3 protein-coding genes and 1 pseudogene are annotated in these 2,616 nt (G+C 47.1%); all 4 read right to left on the bottom strand.

Going from position 1 to position 2,616, the window contains the following annotated elements:
- Nucleotides 1-160: pseudogene (locus DXA74_RS15815) on the bottom strand (mobilization protein); the annotation flags it as partial.
- Nucleotides 150-503 carry a helix-turn-helix domain-containing protein gene (locus DXA74_RS15810; RefSeq protein WP_005856071.1) on the bottom strand — a complete coding sequence of 118 codons (354 nt, stop codon included), beginning with the start codon at nt 501-503 and terminating at the stop codon, nt 150-152. The pseudogene DXA74_RS15815 and the gene DXA74_RS15810, both read right to left, overlap by 11 nt.
- 252 nt (nt 504-755) lie before the next feature.
- Nucleotides 756-1,160 carry a hypothetical protein gene (locus tag DXA74_RS15805; RefSeq protein WP_102408426.1) on the bottom strand — a complete coding sequence of 135 codons (405 nt, stop codon included), beginning with the start codon at nt 1,158-1,160 and terminating at the stop codon, nt 756-758.
- Nucleotides 1,161-1,163: 3 nt separating this feature from the next.
- Nucleotides 1,164-2,393: a site-specific integrase gene (locus DXA74_RS15800; protein WP_117678389.1), complete on the bottom strand. Its 1,230-nt coding sequence runs from the start codon at nt 2,391-2,393 to the stop codon at nt 1,164-1,166.
- Between the last annotated feature and the right edge of the window lie 223 nt (nt 2,394-2,616).

Here is a 2,616-nt window from a genome sequence, read left to right as displayed (position 1 = left end):
TACCCAGCGTGCCAATGGTAGAGCCGTTCACCCAGAGTATTTCGGGCGGCACTTCGTAAGTGTCCGTCACCTTTAAATGAATGGTTTTCCAAAGGGCTGCGAAATCCTCTTTCTGCATGGTAACACCCTGCCCGGCTTCTTCTTTCCTCTTATTTTCCATAGTTACGGATTTTCCGGTTTGCGCTCTTGGCGATGGCGAGTGCCGCCTCGTCCTTGTCGTTCACCCTTTTTGCAAGGTTTTCCGCCCACGTGAGAAGCTCTTTCCGTGAGAAAAGCAATTTGTTCCCGTATTTGCGGAACGGCACTTCCTTTTTTGCGGTCAGCTTGTAGAGCCGTGCCTTTGAAATCAGAAAACCGTGTCGTTCCAGCACCTCTACCGCCACATCGGGCGTGAGGTTGTCGGGTTCGTTCCTCGGCTGGGTGAATCCTGCCAATGACTGGGAAACGGTTTCGCTCACGATAGCCCGGAGTTCTTCGGGCGTTGTCAGAATAATGTTCGTCATATTTTCTTCCTTTTTTAGTTATTACTTGGCTACCGTCATAGCCGTTGCAACCGGTTGATGCCGCAAAGGAAGAATAAAAGAAACCGATTATTCAATTACTAATCACTTGACACAGACCGGACAACTTGGGACAATGCAGGACATCCGGCAAGATTGGAGCGGGATAAAAAAAGGGACAAACGATGTATTGGTGATTTTGTCCTTCCAACACACCGTTTGTCCTATGTATGTTAAGTGATTATGCGAATGCCGCTATTTCACATCCTTTAACCTTTCAAGTTGGGAAACGACTTCTTTTATTACGAAATATTTGTTTCCCGACAGCCCTATGTCCGAACGGGATATGAAACCGAGTTCCTCCCACCGGGCTACGGTCTGCCTGCTCACGCCCGCCATTTTCGCCAATGTCTTTTGGTCTATCAGTTCCCTGCCCTCGAATACGGGGTACTTGTATTTACGGGTGGCATGGCTGAACCTTATTTTCTCTATCGCCTTGTCCACGTCTTTAACAGTAGGGGGAATATATGATTTCACTTGCAGTACGGCTTCTTCTATTTCGTAGCCTGCGTATTCGGGATTCTGCGCCAGTTCCCCGTAAATGGCACTGAAACATTCAAGGTGTCTAATCTTCACCGTCTTGGTTTTCTTGTTCGGCATGGCTCAATCGAATTTGGTTAATAACTGCGCATTCCTTATCCGCTCCTCCTGCTCGAAACTGGCGAGGTAGTTCTCCGTGATGGCAAGGCTTGAATGCCCCAAACTCTCGGATATGTAAGCGATGTTCGTTCCGCTGCGTTTTAAGACAGTCGCATAGGAATGCCGGGCGGAATAGGTCGTGAAACGTGGGACACCGACAGCTTGGGCTATTTTAGCCAAAGCGATGTTGCAACGGTGCGTTACCCGTCTGACAATATTGGAAATGACAAATTCGTCCTCCGTTTCTCTGGCGTACTTGAACAGGAAAGTATCGGGTTTCCCATCGTCAGGGTTTCCCCACCGTTTTATAATATCCCGCATTTCGGGAGTGAGTACCGCCCTTATTTCCCGTATATGGTTGGACGTGTGCGATGTCTTGGAGCGTACAAAGCAGATTTCACCGTCCACGATGTTCCCATACCGCAAGAAAAGCATATCCCTGAAATTGATACCGTTGCACAGGTAGGAGAAAAACCAAAAATCCCGGTACTTCTCAACGGTCTTGCTGCCCTTGTATGTCACGACTTTTTTTATCTGTTCCATCGTCAAGGCTAACTTTCGGCTGTTGCCGCTCGGAATCTCGTACTTCCCCCTGCCGAACGGGTATTGGGCTTCTCTTAAAATCCCGTTGCGTCTTGCGTCATTCACCACGCATTTAAGGGCTTTCATATAGAAATTTATGGTGGTGACGGTCTTGCCCTCGTTCCGCAGGAACTTGTCAAGGCGTGACAGCCAGTCCGCAGAAACCGCAGAGAACGGCACGCTGCCGCCTGCGAACCGTTCTATGCTTTTCAACGTGCTGCGGTAGTTATAATAGGAATTTACCTGCCCGTTGAGTTTGAATGCGTCTATTTTCCCCTGTATGGCTGTGTTAAGGGTTGTACCCGTACACCTGCCCAACCTCATGCTGAGCGCATCGAAACAGAAGTCCCCACGTTCCGCAAGGGCTTCCACTTGGCTTTTTATGATGGAGAAACTGTTTTCCACGCTTGCCCGTATCTCAATCAGTCTGCGGCTCTTGCTTTCGGCAAGGATTTCCCAGTCCTCTTTGGACAATTCCTTTCCGGTGGAATAATATTTCTGCTTGCGGTTGTGTATCACTTGTATCTTGACAGGGAACAGACCGCTTTTCTTCGCCCTACGTGCATCCAGTACCGATAGTACGGATATGCCATCTTTTGAATACTTGAACATAGGCTGCCTTGTTTATTGTTATACGTCTATTTTGTACATACGATTTGCATACAAAAATAGAGATTATCGGAAAAAACAGCAAATCAAAAGCCAAATCATTTTCCTAATAATCTCTAAATATCAGTTATTTATATACAAACTCAAACAATATAAAAATGGTAAAAATATAGGGTATTATTACGGTTGGTCGTGATGCCTTTCTTCATGGGCAAATCCGATATGT

Origin of the sequence: Bacteroides sp. OF04-15BH, from assembly GCF_003477995.1 — a bacterium.
Lineage (GTDB): Bacteria > Bacteroidota > Bacteroidia > Bacteroidales > Bacteroidaceae > Paraprevotella.
This window is presented reverse-complemented; position numbering and strand designations above follow the sequence as displayed.